The organism is Citrobacter sp. Ce129, from assembly GCF_030334545.1.
Taxonomy (GTDB): Bacteria; Pseudomonadota; Gammaproteobacteria; order Enterobacterales; family Enterobacteriaceae; genus Citrobacter; species Citrobacter europaeus.
This window is the reverse complement of record NZ_JAOWDS010000065.1, coordinates 648,692-662,804: the sequence shown is the minus strand read 5'-3', so window position 1 is coordinate 662,804 and position 14,113 is coordinate 648,692. Positions and strand designations below refer to the sequence as shown.

General features: G+C 47.9%; 11 protein-coding genes and 1 tRNA gene. 7 read left to right on the top strand and 5 right to left on the bottom strand.

Going from position 1 to position 14,113, the window contains the following annotated elements; all coding sequences use genetic code 11:
• From OGV77_RS17050 to OGV77_RS17040, 3 genes are all read right to left on the bottom strand, one after another.
• Positions 1 to 67 (bottom strand) — tRNA-Tyr (locus tag OGV77_RS17050).
• Between the two features lie 163 nt (positions 68 to 230).
• Entirely contained in the window at positions 231 to 1,073 is an 843-nt protein-coding gene (purU, locus tag OGV77_RS17045) for a formyltetrahydrofolate deformylase (RefSeq protein ID WP_087050484.1), read from the bottom strand.
• Between the two features lie 55 nt (positions 1,074 to 1,128).
• A complete protein-coding gene (locus tag OGV77_RS17040; protein WP_043016127.1) occupies positions 1,129 to 1,584 on the bottom strand; it encodes a YchJ family protein in 456 nt (151 codons plus the stop codon).
• A 111-nt stretch (positions 1,585 to 1,695) separates the two neighbouring features.
• Here OGV77_RS17040 and rssA point away from each other — a divergent pair, with 111 nt between their 5' ends.
• The 3 genes from rssA to galU all read left to right on the top strand — a co-directional run bounded on the left by rssA (position 1,696) and on the right by galU (position 4,825).
• Positions 1,696 to 2,607: a patatin-like phospholipase RssA gene (rssA, locus tag OGV77_RS17035; protein ID WP_043016128.1), complete on the top strand. Its 912-nt coding sequence runs from the start codon at positions 1,696 to 1,698 to the stop codon at positions 2,605 to 2,607.
• Positions 2,608 to 2,698: 91 nt separating this feature from the next.
• On the top strand, positions 2,699 to 3,712 hold the full coding sequence (gene rssB, locus OGV77_RS17030) for a two-component system response regulator RssB (RefSeq protein ID WP_043016129.1): 1,014 nt from the start codon (positions 2,699 to 2,701) through the stop codon (positions 3,710 to 3,712).
• A gap of 204 nt (positions 3,713 to 3,916) precedes the next feature.
• A complete protein-coding gene (gene galU, locus OGV77_RS17025; RefSeq protein ID WP_016153274.1) occupies positions 3,917 to 4,825 on the top strand; it encodes a UTP--glucose-1-phosphate uridylyltransferase GalU in 909 nt (302 codons plus the stop codon).
• Between the two features lie 138 nt (positions 4,826 to 4,963).
• Here the strand turns inward: galU and hns are convergent, their stop codons facing one another.
• Positions 4,964 to 5,377 carry a histone-like nucleoid-structuring protein H-NS gene (hns, locus tag OGV77_RS17020; protein ID WP_003020723.1) on the bottom strand — a complete coding sequence of 138 codons (414 nt, stop codon included), beginning with the start codon at positions 5,375 to 5,377 and terminating at the stop codon, positions 4,964 to 4,966.
• Positions 5,378 to 5,999: 622 nt separating this feature from the next.
• On the opposite strand from hns, the gene tdk reads away from it, so the two are divergent.
• Positions 6,000 to 6,617 carry a thymidine kinase gene (tdk, locus tag OGV77_RS17015; RefSeq protein WP_043016130.1) on the top strand — a complete coding sequence of 206 codons (618 nt, stop codon included), beginning with the start codon at positions 6,000 to 6,002 and terminating at the stop codon, positions 6,615 to 6,617.
• 225 nt (positions 6,618 to 6,842) lie between these two features.
• Here tdk and adhE read toward each other — a convergent pair whose 3' ends face one another.
• A complete protein-coding gene (gene adhE, locus OGV77_RS17010; protein ID WP_043016131.1) occupies positions 6,843 to 9,521 on the bottom strand; it encodes a bifunctional acetaldehyde-CoA/alcohol dehydrogenase in 2,679 nt (892 codons plus the stop codon).
• Between the two features lie 487 nt (positions 9,522 to 10,008).
• On the opposite strand from adhE, the gene ychE reads away from it, so the two are divergent.
• The 3 genes from ychE (at position 10,009) to oppB (ending at position 14,103) form a co-directional block, all read left to right on the top strand.
• On the top strand, positions 10,009 to 10,656 hold the full coding sequence (ychE, locus tag OGV77_RS17005) for an NAAT family transporter YchE (protein ID WP_047413468.1): 648 nt from the start codon (positions 10,009 to 10,011) through the stop codon (positions 10,654 to 10,656).
• 773 nt (positions 10,657 to 11,429) lie between these two features.
• Positions 11,430 to 13,061, top strand: coding sequence for an oligopeptide ABC transporter substrate-binding protein OppA (gene oppA / locus OGV77_RS17000; protein WP_043016132.1), 1,632 nt, complete (start codon positions 11,430 to 11,432; stop codon positions 13,059 to 13,061).
• A 121-nt stretch (positions 13,062 to 13,182) separates the two neighbouring features.
• Positions 13,183 to 14,103, top strand: coding sequence for an oligopeptide ABC transporter permease OppB (gene oppB / locus OGV77_RS16995; RefSeq protein ID WP_003020708.1), 921 nt, complete (start codon positions 13,183 to 13,185; stop codon positions 14,101 to 14,103).
• Positions 14,104 to 14,113: the final 10 nt, after the last annotated feature.

Below are 14,113 nucleotides of genomic sequence, written 5' to 3'. Positions count from 1 at the left end.
GGAAGGATTCGAACCTTCGAAGTCGATGACGGCAGATTTACAGTCTGCTCCCTTTGGCCGCTCGGGAACCCCACCAGGGGTAATGCTAGTTACTGGCCTGCTTCCGTTGGAAGCGGGGCGCATCATATCAAATGATGCGCCCCTGTAAAGTATTCCGTTGATAAAAAAGAACTGGTTGCCTGATTTTTACGCGTAAAGATGTAAAGGTAACCAATTAAATTATCAATCGATTACAGAATAATCGTTCGGTTGCCGTAAACAAACACGCGTTGAGCCAGCACTTGGTACAGCGCGCGGCTTAATACATTTTTCTCAACGTCACGACCCGCACGCATCATGTCTTCTGCGGTGTAGGTGTGATCAACGTGAATCACGTCCTGCATAATGATTGGACCTTCATCGAGGTTATCATTCACGTAGTGAGCCGTTGCGCCGATGATCTTCACACCGCGCTCATAAGCCTGATGGTAAGGACGAGCACCAATAAACGCCGGCAGGAATGAATGGTGGATATTGATAATCTTATTCGGGAAGCGTGAAACAAACGTTGGCGTCAAAACGCGCATGTATTTTGCCAGCACGACATAGTCTGGTTGGTGCGCGTCGATAGCGTCGGCCATTTTCTGGTCGTGTTCGTCACGCGTTAAACCTTCGTGGCTGACCAGCTCAAACGGAATATCAAACCGTTCAACCAAAGGGCGCAGCGTTTCGTGGTTGCCGATAACTGCCGCGATTTCAACATCCAGACCGCCATAATTGGCCTTCATTAACAGGTCGCCCAGACAATGTGCTTCCTTGGTGACCAAAATGACGATACGGCGGCGTCCTGCTGGCGTTAATTCACGAATGGAGCCACCGGGTAAGGCGCTATCCAGATCGGCAAGCAGCGTGACGTCGTTAAAAATACCCTCCAGTTCGGTACGCATAAAAAAGCGCCCGGTACGGTGGTCCACGAACTCATTGTTTTGCACGATGTTCAGTTCATGCTTGTAACAGATATTCGTAATGCGTGCGATCAGACCTTTTTGGTCGGGGCAAATAGTACGCAGCACTTTTCGTTGTAATGAATGCATTTGCAGCGGTGATCCTGTTGAGAATGTTTGCAAAATTGATACTGTCGGGCGTTGATTAGCCGCAGCACTTTTTAAATTTTTTACCGGAGCCACAAGGGCAGGTATCGTTTCGTCCAATTTGAGGGCGTGTACCGTCTATATAGTACCACTGACCGTTTTCTTTTAAAAAACGAGAGCGCTCGATAATTGCGCCTGTTTTACCTTGTTCAGAAAACCGTGCAACAAAGCTGACATAGCCGACATTATCTGTGTCTGCCGTGTCTTGTTCAAAAACGTTCAGCCCGAGCCATTCGGTGTGGGCAAATCCTGCGATAATGTCGTCGCGAAACGCGGCGGCATGACAGTCCGGATGCCAGGTTCTGATAAGGTAATCTGCGTCTTTCATCACAAAAGCGCAGTAACGAGAACGCATGAGATGTGACGGCGTAGGTGCTACTTGCGCGCCGGACACATAACGGTAGCAACATAGGCTATACTCGACAGCGCTACCACAGGGACAAAGCTGAGACACAAAGTACTCCCTGGAATAAAAAAACGGCGTAAAAACGCCAGAGTGGCACTATGTTAACTGAGCGGTAGCGATGTTGCTACGTCTGCAAGCCAGGGGAAGTTTGTACGTACAATGAGAAAAATAAAAATTGGGCTGGCGCTAGGTTCCGGCGCGGCGCGAGGTTGGTCGCATATTGGCGTTATTAAAGCCCTAAAGCATATGGGCATTGATGTTGATATCGTGGCAGGGTGCTCCATTGGTTCGCTGGTTGGTGCAGCCTACGCATGCAATAAGTTACCTGCTCTAGAACAGTGGGTTTGTTCTTTCAGCTATTGGGACGTTTTACGTCTGATGGACCTCTCGTGGCGTAGGGGCGGTTTACTGCGTGGTGAACGGGTTTTTAATCAGTACCGTAATGTCATGCCGGTAGAAGCGATTGAGCAATGCACCCGACGTTTCGCCACAGTGGCAACTAATCTGAGTACGGGGCGGGAGCTATGGTTCACCGAAGGTGATTTGCACCTGGCTGTCCGGGCCTCCTGCAGTATTCCTGGTTTGATGTCTCCCGTGGCGCATAATGGTTACTGGCTGGTCGATGGCGCGGTGGTAAATCCCGTTCCTGTGTCTCTAACCCGTGCGCTGGGCGCCGACATTGTTATTGCCGTTGATCTGCAACACGATGCGCATCTCATGCAGCAAGATTTACTCTCCTTCAACGTCAGCAGTGATACCGAAACGGGTGAGGATGCTGACGAACTCTCATGGCGTGCCCGCCTGAAAGAGCGCTTGAGCAATATAACGGCCAGGCGTACGGTGACCGCGCCGACGGCGATGGAGATCATGACGACGTCTATTCAGGTTCTGGAAAACCGTCTGAAACGTAACCGTATGGCCGGTGACCCGCCAGATATCCTGATTCAGCCGTTCTGTCCGCAAATATCCACGCTGGATTTTCACCGTGCCAGCGCAGCAATTGCTGCCGGACAACTGGCGGTCGAGAAGAAAATGGATGAGCTTCTACCCCTGGTGAAAACCAACGTCTAACGCATTTTTTTATTAACACTTAAGCAAATTCTGACAGGCGTGAGTAGCAATAGCATGCCACTATTTAGTAAAGCCAGTCAGGGGGGAGAATATGACGCAGCCATTGGTCGGAAAACAGATTCTTATCGTTGAGGATGAGCCGGTATTTCGCTCACTCATGGACTCATGGTTTTCCTCTTTGGGAGCGACAACGGCGGTAGCTGGCGACGGACTTGAAGCACTGGATTTACTCGGGCATTTTAAACCCGACCTGATGATCTGCGACCTGGCTATGCCGCGCATGAATGGTCTCAAGCTGGTGGAGTATCTGCGTAATCGTGGCGATCAGACCCCAATCCTGGTGATATCAGCGACGGAAAATATGTCCGACATAGCCAAAGCGCTACGATTGGGTGTCGATGATGTTCTGTTAAAGCCGGTGAAAGATCTTAATCGCCTGCGAGAAACGGTCTTTGCCTGCCTGTATCCCAATATGTTTAATTCACGCGTGGAAGAAGAAGAGCGGCTATTTCGCGACTGGGATGCGATGGTTGGTGATCCTGCTGCTGCAGCGAAGCTGTTGCAAGAATTACAGCCTCCGGTGTCGCAAGTGATTTCGCAATGTCGGATCAACTATCGCCAGCTGGTGGCCGCCGATCAGCCGGGGCTGGTACTGGATATTGCGCCGCTATCGGACCATGACCTTGCGTTTTATTGTCTGGATGTGACGCGGGCAGGGGATAATGGCGTTCTGGCGGCATTATTACTGCGAGCGCTATTTAACGGTTTGCTGCAGGAACAACTGGCGCATCAAAATCAACGATTGCCAGAGCTGGGTGCGTTATTGAAACAGGTAAACCATTTATTGCGTCAGGCTAATTTGCCCGGACAATTTCCTCTGCTGGTTGGCTATTACCACAGCGGATTAAAAAACCTGATTTTGGTATCAGCGGGGCTGAATGCGACATTAAATACAGGTTCCCACAATGTACAAATCAGCAATGGTGTTCCATTAGGAACCTTAGGGAATGCATATCTTAATCAACTGAGCCAACGTTGCGAGTCCTGGCAGTGCCAAATTTGGGGGGCTGGGGGTCGCCTGCGCCTGATGTTGTCTGCGGAATGAACAACCGATAGGAGTGGGAATGAAATTGGCTCACCCCCCTCATGTTGTGAGTGCTACTATCAGCGCCAGGTTTATTCGTATTTATCTTAATTATACCGATGCGCGTCCTTTTCAGACCAGAAGCTTGTCGCGGTACTGATATACTTGGATGCGATACAGATTGATGAACACGTTCAATACATGAACAGTCCAGGAGAGTTTTAAATGGCTGCCCTTAATTCAAAAGTCAAAAAGGCCGTTATCCCGGTTGCGGGATTAGGAACCAGGATGTTACCGGCTACGAAAGCAATCCCGAAAGAGATGCTACCGTTGGTTGATAAGCCATTAATTCAGTACGTCGTAAACGAATGTATTGCTGCGGGCATCACTGAAATTGTACTTGTAACTCACTCGTCTAAAAATTCTATTGAAAACCACTTCGATACCAGCTTTGAACTTGAAGCTATGCTGGAAAAACGTGTAAAACGCCAGCTTCTGGAAGAAGTGCAATCTATTTGTCCGCCGCATGTCACTATTATGCAGGTGCGTCAGGGGCTGGCCAAAGGTCTGGGCCACGCGGTATTGTGCGCGCACCCGGTTGTTGGCGATGAGCCGGTTGCCGTTATCCTGCCGGACGTGATTCTCGACGAATACGAATCTGATTTATCACGCGACAACCTTGCCGAAATGATTCATCGTTTTGATGAAACAGGCAGCAGCCAGATTATGGTTGAGCCGGTAGAAGATGTTACCGCTTATGGTGTTGTTGATTGTAAAGGCGTGGAATTAGCGCCAGGCGAAAGCGTACCGATGGTTGGCGTTGTTGAAAAACCGAAAGCGAATGTTGCGCCATCTAATCTGGCCGTGGTGGGACGCTACGTCCTTAGTGCGGATATCTGGCCTCTGCTGGCAAAAACGCCTCCAGGAGCGGGTGACGAAATTCAGCTGACCGATGCTATCGATATGCTGATTGAAAAAGAAACGGTTGAAGCTTATCACATGAAGGGCAAAAGCCATGACTGTGGTAATAAGCTGGGCTATATGCAGGCGTTCGTTGAATATGGTATTCGCCATAATACTCTCGGCGCTGAATTTAAAGCCTGGCTGGAAGATGAGATGGGTATTAAGAAGTAACCTCCTGGTATTATCAGGTCTGAACGGTGCTGCTAATCCAGCACCGTTTTTTTATACCTAATCCGGGTAGGGACTGTGTGAAGTACAGGTAAAAAAAAATCCCGCCAGTGGCGGGATTTTAAGCAAACTATTTCTGAATTATTCCTTGATCAGGAAATCGTCCAGTTGTTTACCTTGTTCTTCCATCGCTTTTTTGATCACAGCCGGTGTACGACCCTGGCCAGTCCAGGTTTTAGTTTCACCGTTTTCGTCAACGTAGCTATATTTAGCCGGACGCGCAGCGCGTTTAGCTTTGGTGCCAGATTTAACAGCAGCCATGCTATTCAGCAGTTCGTTCGGATCAATGCCGTCAGCGATCAGCATTTCACGATATTGTTGCAGTTTACGAGTACGTTCTTCAACTTCAGCAGCTGCAGCGCTTTCTTCTTCACGGCGCTCGCTAACAACAACTTCTAATTTTTCCAGCATTTCTTCAAGCGTTTCCAGAGTACATTCTCTTGCCTGCGCACGAAGAGTACGGATGTTGTTCAGAATTTTAAGTGCTTCGCTCATTGTAGTAATCTCAAACTTATATTGGGGGTGGTTTGTTGAGCTAATAATAGAGCGATAAATTCAGTTGTGCAATAGCCAGGAATGTAAGGAATTCAAAATTGCGCTTTATTTAGTATCAGAATTAATTCATCTGTCTTAAATTCACCACGATGTTGGGCATAAAAAAGGCTTATTGGTGAGGGGGCTTCTCCGCGGCTGAGAGTAAAAATTCAAGATTCAGGTCACATTTTATGGTGTACAAATAGTATCTCTTTGCAGTGATTTCAACCTTTTGTATTAGTTTTGCTTACATGAATTCACTAATACATGGTGACAGTGGGTAGATTCAATAACAATAAGGAAAGGGTTTCTTTATTGCCGCAAGAAGATAAGTGGCATGGATAAATTTCATGAGCACTATTTGTGAAAGAGTGTGTATATACCCGTCCAGTTTCAGGCTGCCTGAGCTATGTCTGAGTGTACTCACGCTCCCTTGTAGCTTAAAGGGTCGGTTATTTAGGCGTCACTGAGCGAGTATGCACGTGCATTTATACGCCTTTGCGGACAACGCTACACCGACACTTTCGTGAAATATGCTACAATCCCGCCCATATTTATTTCCCCGGGTGAGGGCCTACGCTCAATGGCACAGCTATATTTTTACTATTCTGCAATGAATGCCGGTAAGTCGACTGCATTGCTGCAATCTTCGTACAATTATCAGGAACGTGGGATGCGTGCCGTTGTATATACAGCGGAAATTGATGACCGCTTTGGCGCTGGAAAAGTAAGTTCACGTATAGGTCTGTCGTCACCTGCAAAATTGTTTAACCAAAATTCATCATTGTTCGAAGAGATTCGCGCTGAGAATGAACAGCAAAGAATTCACTGCGTACTGGTGGATGAGTCGCAGTTTCTGACTCGACAGCAGGTTTATGAATTATCTGAAGTGGTCGATCGGCTGGATATTCCCGTGCTGTGCTATGGGTTGCGCACAGATTTCCGCGGTGAGTTATTTGGCGGTAGCGAATACCTGCTGGCATGGTCAGATAAACTGGTTGAATTAAAAACCATTTGTTTCTGTGGGCGTAAGGCCAGCATGGTGTTACGACTTGATCAGTCTGGAAGACCTTATAATGAGGGCGAGCAGGTGGTGATCGGTGGGAATGAACGCTATGTATCTGTATGTCGTAAGCATTATAAACAGGCACAGTCTGAGGGTTCTCTGACGGCGATACAAGAACGGCATTGCCACGACTAACTCTACGCGCTTCTGGGCGCTTATTAGCACAGGGTAGGCTTACGACCATTCGCTAATGTTCGCTACCCTGTCAGGCTCTCTCCTGACGATATTCTCATATCCTCCTGGTCACACTTCTCTACATGTCGCTGAATGGGTCATACGCCGATTCTAAAAAAGCAAGACGTAAAAAAAACGGTCCCATCAGGGACCGTTTATGGTGAAACTAAAACTTATCTGGACGAATTAAGCGGATTTCTTCGCTTTCTTCTCAGCTTTCGGTGCTGCTACTGCTTCAGTCTTAGCGGCGGCCTGGCCTTCGCTGTATTCGCGACCGTAGTAGGTATCCAGCAGGATCTGTTTCAGTTCAGCAATCAGCGGATAACGTGGGTTAGCACCAGTACACTGGTCATCAAACGCATCTTCAGACAGTTTGTCCACGTGTGCCAGGAAGTCAGCTTCCTGAACGCCAGCTTCACGGATAGACTTAGGAATACCCAGTTCAGCTTTGATTTCTTCCAGCCAGGCCAGCAGTTTCTGGATTTTTGCAGCAGTACGGTCACCCGGTGCGCTCAGACCCAGATGGTCTGCGATTTCAGCGTAGCGACGACGAGCCTGCGGACGGTCGTACTGGCTGAATGCAGTCTGTTTAGTCGGGTTGTCGTTGGCGTTATAACGAATAACGTTGCTGATCAGCAGGGCGTTCGCCAGACCGTGAGGAATGTGGAACTGAGAACCCAGCTTGTGCGCCATTGAGTGACATACACCCAGGAAGGCGTTAGCAAACGCGATACCGGCGATGGTTGCTGCACTGTGTACACGCTCACGCGCTACCGGGTTTTTAGAACCTTCATGGTAAGACGCTGGCAGGTTTTCTTTCAGCAGTTTCAGCGCTTGCAGAGCCTGACCGTCAGAGAACTCAGAAGCCAGTACGGAAACGTAAGCTTCCAGAGCGTGAGTTACTGCATCCAGACCACCGAACGCACACAGTGACTTCGGCATATCCATAACCAGGTTGGCGTCAACAATCGCCATATCCGGAGTCAGCGCATAGTCAGCCAGCGGATATTTCTGACCCGTTGCATCGTCAGTAACGACCGCAAACGGAGTTACTTCAGAGCCGGTACCGGAAGTGGTGGTGACGGCAACCATCTTCGCTTTCACGCCCATTTTCGGGAACTTGTAGATACGTTTACGGATGTCCATAAAGCGCAGCGCCAGTTCTTCGAAGTGGGTTTCTGGATGTTCGTACATAACCCACATGATTTTCGCGGCGTCCATCGGGGAACCACCACCCAGCGCGATGATCACGTCTGGTTTGAAGGAGTTAGCCAGCTCAGCACCTTTACGTACAACGCTCAGAGTTGGGTCAGCTTCAACTTCAAAGAACACTTCGGTTTCAACGCCAGCAGCTTTCAGAACAGAAGTGATCTGGTCAGCGTAGCCATTGTTAAACAGGAAGCGGTCGGTCACGATCAGCGCACGTTTGTGACCATCGGTAATCACTTCATCCAGTGCGATTGGCAGAGAGCCACGACGGAAGTAGATAGATTTCGGAAGTTTGTGCCACAACATGTTTTCAGCTCGCTTAGCAACGGTTTTCTTGTTGATCAGGTGCTTAGGACCAACGTTTTCAGAGATGGAGTTACCACCCCAGGAACCACAACCCAGAGTCAGGGAAGGCGCGAGTTTGAAGTTGTACAGGTCACCGATACCACCCTGAGATGCTGGGGTGTTAATCAGGATACGTGCGGTTTTCATCATCTGACCGAAGTAAGCAACACGTTCTGGCTGATTGTCCTGGTCGGTGTACAGGCAAGAGGTATGACCGATACCGCCCATCGCAACCAGTTTTTCAGCTTTAATAACGGCGTCTTCGAAATCTTTCGCACGGTACATTGCCAGCGTTGGAGACAGTTTCTCGTGAGCAAACGGTTCGCTTTCGTCAACAACTTTAACTTCACCAATCAGAATCTTAGTGGTTTCTGGTACGGAGAAGCCCGCCAGTTCAGCAATTTTGTATGCCGGCTGACCAACGATAGCCGCGTTCAGCGCGCCATTCTTCAGGATAACGTCCTGGACTGCTTTCAGCTCTTTGCCTTGCAGCATGTAGCCGCCGTGAGTCGCGAAACGCTCACGCACTGCGTCGTAGACGGAGTCAACAACGACAACAGACTGTTCAGAAGCACAAATTACGCCGTTATCGAAGGTTTTAGACATCAGAACAGATGCAACAGCACGTTTGATATCAGCGGTTTCGTCGATAACAACCGGGGTGTTACCTGCGCCTACGCCGATTGCCGGTTTACCAGAGCTGTATGCTGCTTTAACCATGCCTGGGCCACCTGTCGCAAGGATCAGGTTGATGTCCGGGTGGTGCATCAGCGCGTTAGACAGTTCTACGGAAGGTTGATCGATCCAGCCGATCAGATCTTTCGGGGCGCCAGCAGCGATGGCTGCCTGCAGAACGATGTCAGCTGCTTTGTTGGTTGCATCTTTAGCACGTGGGTGCGGAGAGAAGATGATGGCGTTACGCGTCTTCAGGCTGATCAGAGATTTGAAGATTGCAGTAGAAGTCGGGTTGGTGGTTGGAACGATACCGCAAATGATACCGATCGGTTCAGCAATGGTAATGGTACCGAAAGTGTCGTCTTCAGACAGCACGCCACAGGTTTTTTCGTCTTTATATGCGTTATAAATGTATTCGGAAGCGAAGTGGTTTTTAATCACTTTATCTTCGACGATGCCCATGCCAGATTCGGCAACGGCCATTTTCGCGAGAGGGATTCGAGCGTCTGCGGCAGCCAGAGCGGCGGCACGGAAGATTTTGTCAACCTGTTCTTGAGTGAAACTGGCATATTCACGCTGGGCTTTTTTTACGCGCTCTACAAGTGCGTTAAGTTCAGCGACATTAGTAACAGCCATAATGCTCTCCTGATAATGTTAAACTTTTTTAGTAAATCATCTGCTCGATACGAGAGTATAGACAGACCGACGAAAATTTGTGTAACGTTTTGAAAATCAAACGGTTAATTAACGTCCACTTTACCTTGATTTACTAAAAGAGCTTATGCACTAGCGCCAGTTAACTCTAACGCGTTATCTCCAGGTGGCGTAAGCAAGATTACTCACTTCTGAGTAGTAATTGCGTGATCTGGATCAAGATTTAGCAAAGCTGACACCTTTCAGCAGGCCCTTTTAGCGTTTATCGGTAAGTGTTAACAAATTGATGGGGTGAATGCTAATAACATTAGCATATTCAATACATATTAATAACACTAACTATTGGTAGCGTATTTACGTAGATATACGCAGATAGGAGGTGAAGTATGCTGACAAAAGGCGTATCTTCAGCGCGGATTTTATCAATTTTTATGACTCATTTTATCCGGCTAACGCTTCGGAGCTAACCGTGACCCAAACGCTATTTGATTTTCCTGTCTATTTTAAATTTTTCATTGGGTTATTTGCATTGGTCAACCCGGTAGGGATCATCCCTGTCTTTATCAGTATGACCAGCTATCAAACGGCTGCTGCGCGAAACAAAACCAACCTCACTGCAAACCTGTCAGTTGCTATCATCCTGTGGACTTCACTGTTCCTTGGCGACGGTATTTTGCAACTCTTCGGTATCTCGATCGATTCGTTCAGGATTGCCGGCGGCATTCTGGTAGTGACTATCGCGATGTCGATGATTAGCGGAAAACTTGGCGAAGATAAGCAAAATAAACAGGAAAAATCAGAAACAGCAATTCGTGAAAGTATTGGTGTAGTGCCACTGGCGTTGCCACTGATGGCGGGGCCTGGGGCGATAAGCTCAACTATCGTTTGGGGTACGCGCTATCACAGTGCAATTAACCTGTTTGGCTTTTTCGTCGCGATTGCGTTGTTTGCCCTGTGCTGTTGGGGACTGTTTCGCATGGCGCCATGGCTGGTACGACTGTTAGGCCAGACCGGCATCAACGTCATTACGCGTATTATGGGGTTGTTGTTGATGGCTCTGGGGATCGAATTCATCGTGACTGGAATCAAGTCCATTTTCCCCGGTTTGCTTGCCTGATATCCCTCTGCGGGATAAACGGAGCCGCTTGCGGCTCCGTTTCTTTTCATTATTAGTAAAACTTCTCACTAAAGTTGAAAATCAGCATAGTAATAATAAAAAATGCTGATGGTTATTCATTTGTTTATTCATTGATTTTATGAATGTAACACTCATCCGTCCGCCAGAGAGAGTCTGATATCGCTGTTATTTAATTAACATCATACTCTGGGGCTTGCTGAAGGATTATCGAAATGTTATTAGTTATTTCAGCGTTTTTTTCAGTTGAATGTGCTAATTAATAACCAATTGTTAAATTTATGTGCATTTTGGCATGATGTTGACTCCGGACAGGGTAGTTAACACCGTGCTTGATGTAGTGCATTGATTTTTATAGATTTATTATAACAGGCCTTCATTCGTAAGACTTTCTTAGTGAGATTTATTTCCAATAAAAGAGAATTGGTTAACAAATTTGTAAAATGTATTGGCGGTTAAGAAACGCATTTGATACTTTCCGGCCAGGTATTATGCAGAAGAATTCACGTTGATGAGAATCATTTGCAGTTAGTTTCTCTCAACAGGGTAATAGCGTGTTTCCGGCAGGGGGAGGCTCGTAGATAATCGACGTAAGGCGGTCATACGAATCGCCAGAATAAATAAAGTCGGTGATAGCAAGCAGTAAAACAAAAAACGACCTGACGGCAGAAAATCTCCGATGCCGTACAGTGATCCTGACAGGATTAACAGTCTGGTTAAAAAACCAGCCATAATAATGAGGGAGTACAAACACAATGACTAACATCACCAAAAAAAGTTTAGTAGCTGCGGGGATCTTAACTGCGCTAGTCGCTGGAAATGTTGCCACGGCGGCAGTTGTGCCAGCGGGAGTACAGCTTGCTGAAAAGCAGACTCTGGTGCGTAATAATGGTTCGGAAGTTCAGTCGCTCGATCCGCATAAAATCGAAGGTGTACCTGAATCCAACATTAGCCGCGATCTGTTTGAAGGTTTATTAATCAGTGATGTCGATGGCAAACCATCGCCTGGCGTGGCTGAGAAATGGGAAAATAAAGATTTTAAAGTCTGGACATTCCATCTGCGTAAAGATGCTAAGTGGTCTGACGGCACGCCTGTCACCGCGCAAGATTTCGTGTATAGCTGGCAACGACTGGCTAACCCAAATACCGCGTCACCGTACGCCAGTTATTTGCAGTACGGTCACATCGTCAATATTGATGATATTATCGCCGGCAAAAAGCCGGTCACCGATCTCGGTGTTAAAGCTCTTGATGACCATACCTTTGAAGTCACTCTGAGCGAGCCTGTTCCTTATTTCTACAAACTGCTTGTGCACTCATCTGTTTCACCGGTTCCTAAAGCAGCGGTTGAAAAATACGGTGAGAAATGGACCCAGCCCGCTAATATCGTCACCAATGGCGCATACAAACTGAAAGATTGGGTGGTCAACGAGCGCATTGTACTTGAACGTAATGCCAATTACTGGGACAACGCTAAAACGGTGATTAACCAGGTGACCTACCTGCCAATTGCTTCTGAAGTGACTGACGTTAACCGCTATCGCAGCGGCGAAATCGACATGACCTATAACAACATGCCGATCGAGTTATTCCAGAAACTGAAAAAAGAAATCCCGAACGAAGTTCACGTTGACCCGTATCTGTGCACCTATTATTACGAAATCAACAACCAGAAAGCACCGTTCAACGATGTTCGTGTTCGTACCGCTCTGAAGCTGGCGATGGATCGTGACATTATCGTCAACAAAGTGAAAAATCAGGGCGACCTGCCTGCGTATAGCTTTACCCCTCCTTACACAGATGGCGCGAAACTGGTTGAGCCAGAGTGGTTCAAATGGTCTCAGGAAAAACGTAACGAAGAAGCAAAAAAACTGTTGGCTGAAGCCGGTTATACCGCTGAAAAACCGTTGACCTTTGACCTGCTGTATAACACCTCAGACCTGCATAAGAAGCTGGCTATCGCCGCGGCATCTATCTGGAAGAAAAATCTGGGCGCCAACGTGAAGCTGGAAAACCAGGAGTGGAAAACATTCCTCGATACGCGCCATCAGGGTAACTATGATGTTTCGCGTGCTGGCTGGTGTGCGGATTACAACGAACCAACCTCCTTCCTGAACATGGTGCTTTCCGACAGTTCTAACAACACCGTCCATTATAAGAGCCCGGCTTTTGATAAGCTGATTGCGGATACGCTGAAAGTGACCGATGAAGCACAGCGTAGCGAACTGTATTCAAAAGCAGAGCAGCAGTTGGATAAAGATTCTGCGATTGTACCGGTTTATTACTATGTGAACGCCCGCCTGGTGAAACCATGGGTTGGCGGATACTCCGGTAAAGACCCGATGGATAATATCCACGTTAAAGACTTGTATATTATCAAGCATTAATGGCAAGACGTGGGGCGATCAAGGTTGCCCCACAGTGTCTTTTTCTTCGAACTATAAATACCGCTTTACCTGAACGTCGGGGCAGAAGGGGTATAAAGGCACACGCCAGAAGGTACGGGCAATGTTAAAATTCATATTACGTCGCTGTCTGGAAGCGATTCCGACGCTATTTATTCTTATTACAATTTCATTCTTTATGATGCGCCTTGCGCCGGGAAGCCCATTTACCGGAGAACGCGCGTTACCGCCAGAGGTACTGGCAAATATTGAAGCGAAATATCATCTGAATGATCCTATCTCGACGCAGTACTTCAGCTATCTGAAGCAACTGGCACATGGCGATTTTGGGCCATCCTTTAAATATAAAGACTATACGGTAAACGACCTCGTTGCCTCGAGCTTTCCGGTTTCTGCGAAGCTTGGCGCTGCCGCCTTTATTCTGGCCGTCCTCGTGGGCGTTAGCGCCGGGGTGATAGCCGCGCTGAAGCAAAATACGCGCTGGGATTACACGGTGATGGGGGTGGCAATGACCGGGGTCGTTATCCCCAGTTTCGTGGTCGCTCCCTTATTGGTCATGATATTTGCCATAACCTTGAAATGGCTACCCGGTGGGGGCTGGAACGGCGGGGCGCTGAAATTTATGATCCTGCCGATGGTGGCCTTGTCACTGGCCTATATCGCCAGTATCGCCCGTATTACTCGCGGCTCGATGATTGAAGTACTGCACTCTAACTTTATTCGTACCGCACGCGCTAAAGGGCTGCCGATGCGGCGGATTATTTTCCGCCATGCGTTAAAACCTGCGCTGTTGCCCGTGCTGTCCTATATGGGGCCAGCATTTGTCGGCATTATCACCGGTTCGATGGTTATTGAAACCATCTATGGTTTGCCGGGCATTGGCCAACTGTTCGTCAATGGCGCGTTAAACCGCGACTATTCGCTGGTTCTGAGCCTGACCATTCTGGTGGGTACGCTGACCATCGTGTTTAACGCGATTGTCGATGTGCTGTATGCCGTTATCGACCCGAAAATTCGTTACTGATACTGGAGCT

Coding starts and splice junctions, on each gene's coding strand:
- purU (WP_087050484.1), bottom strand. CDS start 1,073: ATGCATTCATTACAACGAAAAGTGCTGCGTACTATTTGCCCCGACCAA.
- rssA (WP_043016128.1), top strand. CDS start 1,696: ATGAGAAAAATAAAAATTGGGCTGGCGCTAGGTTCCGGCGCGGCGCGA.
- rssB (WP_043016129.1), top strand. CDS start 2,699: ATGACGCAGCCATTGGTCGGAAAACAGATTCTTATCGTTGAGGATGAG.
- galU (WP_016153274.1), top strand. CDS start 3,917: ATGGCTGCCCTTAATTCAAAAGTCAAAAAGGCCGTTATCCCGGTTGCG.
- hns (WP_003020723.1), bottom strand. CDS start 5,377: ATGAGCGAAGCACTTAAAATTCTGAACAACATCCGTACTCTTCGTGCG.
- tdk (WP_043016130.1), top strand. CDS start 6,000: ATGGCACAGCTATATTTTTACTATTCTGCAATGAATGCCGGTAAGTCG.
- adhE (WP_043016131.1), bottom strand. CDS start 9,521: ATGGCTGTTACTAATGTCGCTGAACTTAACGCACTTGTAGAGCGCGTA.
- oppA (WP_043016132.1), top strand. CDS start 11,430: ATGACTAACATCACCAAAAAAAGTTTAGTAGCTGCGGGGATCTTAACT.
- oppB (WP_003020708.1), top strand. CDS start 13,183: ATGTTAAAATTCATATTACGTCGCTGTCTGGAAGCGATTCCGACGCTA.